Annotated in this window: 4 protein-coding genes; 1 reads left to right on the forward strand and 3 read right to left on the reverse strand. The window is 61.0% G+C overall.

Features of this window, described 5'->3' with window-relative positions; translation table 11 throughout:
- Positions 1-837 (forward strand): ATP-binding cassette domain-containing protein (locus tag KG698_RS15090; protein ID WP_213686367.1); only part of this gene is annotated, 837 nt, incomplete at its 5' end.
- Here KG698_RS15090 and KG698_RS15095 read toward each other — a convergent pair.
- From KG698_RS15095 to KG698_RS15100, 3 genes are all read right to left on the reverse strand, one after another.
- Entirely contained in the window at positions 834-1,262 is a 429-nt protein-coding gene (locus tag KG698_RS15095) for a c-type cytochrome (protein WP_300984210.1), read from the reverse strand. The genes KG698_RS15090 and KG698_RS15095 overlap by 4 nt on opposite strands.
- 103 nt (positions 1,263-1,365) lie before the next feature.
- Positions 1,366-1,497 (reverse strand): hypothetical protein, encoded by a 132-nt coding sequence (locus KG698_RS15745; RefSeq protein WP_300984212.1) that lies wholly within the window; start codon positions 1,495-1,497, stop codon positions 1,366-1,368.
- Positions 1,498-1,780: 283 nt separating this feature from the next.
- A partial coding sequence (locus KG698_RS15100) for a hypothetical protein (RefSeq protein ID WP_213686368.1) occupies positions 1,781-1,964 on the reverse strand: 184 nt, incomplete at its 5' end.

The following is a 1,964-nucleotide window of genomic DNA, read 5'->3' on the forward strand; positions in this document are numbered from 1 at the left end:
ACCGCGCCCGATACCGGGACCGTCACCCTTGGCACCGGGATCGAGATGGCGGTGTTCGATCAGACCCGCGCACAGCTCGACCCAGAACAGACGCTCTGGGACAGCCTGACCCAAGACCCCGCCGCGCGCGTCAGTGGCCGCTCGGATCAGGTCTTGGTGCGGGGTGAGCCACGCCATGTGGTGGGCTATCTCAAGGATTTCCTCTTTGACGAGGCACAGGCGCGCGCGCCTGTCCGTTCGCTCTCGGGGGGTGAAAAGGCGCGTCTGTTGCTGGCCCGGATCATGGCGCGCAATTCCAACCTTTTGGTGTTGGACGAACCGACCAATGACCTCGACATCGAGACGCTGGATCTGTTGCAAGATCTCTTGGGCGATTACGCGGGCACCGTGCTGTTGGTCAGCCACGACCGCGATTTCATCGACCGTGTCGCAGGCACCACCATCCTGCTCGAGGGGGAGGGCCGCGCCGTGGCCTATGCGGGTGGCTGGTCGGATATGCTGAACCAGCGCGCCAGCAGCCAGCAGCCGCCCAAAGACGCGCCCAAAGCGGCCAAGCCCAAAGCCCCCGAGGCCGCAGCGCAAAAACCCGCGGCCCCGCAGAAATCCAACCTCAGCTTTACCGAAAGCCACCGCCTCAAGGCGCTGCCCGCTGAGATCGCGCGGCTGGAAGCCGAGATCGCCAAGCTGATGGAACTGATGGCCGATCCTGCACTATTTGCCCGTGAGCCGGTCAAGTTCCGCAAGGCGACCGAGGCGCTGGATGAGCGCCAAGCCAAGCTTGCCGCCGCCGAGGAAGAATGGCTGACGCTGGAAGAGAAAGCCGAAAGCGCGGGCTAATCTTGTAGCGTGATCAGATAGGCGATCAGATCGGCGACAGGGCGGCTCATCAAGATCGGCTGGCCATCGGCACCCGCCATCGCGACATCGGCACCCACCCCTTCGAACCAGCGACCGAATAGCGGCATGTCGCCCCCATGCGCCGCGCGGGGGCGGCGGCCGTCGATCTGTTCGGCCACTGATAGAATGGGGAATTCCCCCGCCTCCGCCAGCTTGGTCAGATCGCTTGGGGGGCTGCGCATGAGATCGGCCATGGTGCCATCGCCCTTGGCCGTGGCCCCGTGACAGGCGGCGCAGAAATCGCGGTAAAGCACGGCACCTGCGTCAACATCTTGCGCCATGACGGGCGGGCAAAGCAGGGCGAGGGTCAGGGCAAGGGGCAGGGGGCGCATCGGCATCACTCCGGCTGGGAATGGGCCGAGCATGGCGCTTGCCTGCGATATGCGCCTTGACCTTGGTCAAGCAGGGGTGGCCGGGCGCGTGGCCCGACCGCCGGAATTCTGACCGATCTCAGGGCAGGCTATGGGCCTATTTGCCCTTTTTGCCGCCGCCGATATCAAGCGGCTTGCCCGCGTTGGAATTGGCGGTGGCCAAGACCTTGGGCTTTTCCTTTTTCGGCTTCTTGGTTTCCTTGTTACCTTTGTTCTTTTCCTTGGACATGGGGATGCTCCGGCATGATGGTCCGCACGGGGCACGATGCCACGCACGGGGCAGAGGCTCGCGGGGCGATCAGGGTTGCCTGCCTGTGCAGGGCGATGATGTCCGGTGAGGGGGCGCGTCTGGCCCCTGTGGAGAAGATGGCGATTGTGGGTGAGAGGCGCAAGGGGGCCTATCTCCTTTAGTACGAATTAAAATTTCCACTTCTGCGAGAGGCTAAGCGGGCGATAACTGTCGTCTCCGGTGCAAGTTGCACTGGATTAAATTATACCCAAATATCTTTGCATTAGAGCGGGATTTCATCATCAACGCTTTTTGCTTGATTAATTCTCTGAATAGCATCATCGCAAGATGCCCCAAGTTCTTTAATCTCTCGATTGACTGAAGGTGAGCGAATTGACCTATCATTGATGTGCTCTGATATTTCAACAATATCGCGGACTGCATATGCAATATCGTGATTTTCTTCT

Source organism: Roseicyclus sp. (assembly GCF_018402035.1).
Classification (GTDB): domain Bacteria; phylum Pseudomonadota; class Alphaproteobacteria; order Rhodobacterales; family Rhodobacteraceae; genus Roseicyclus.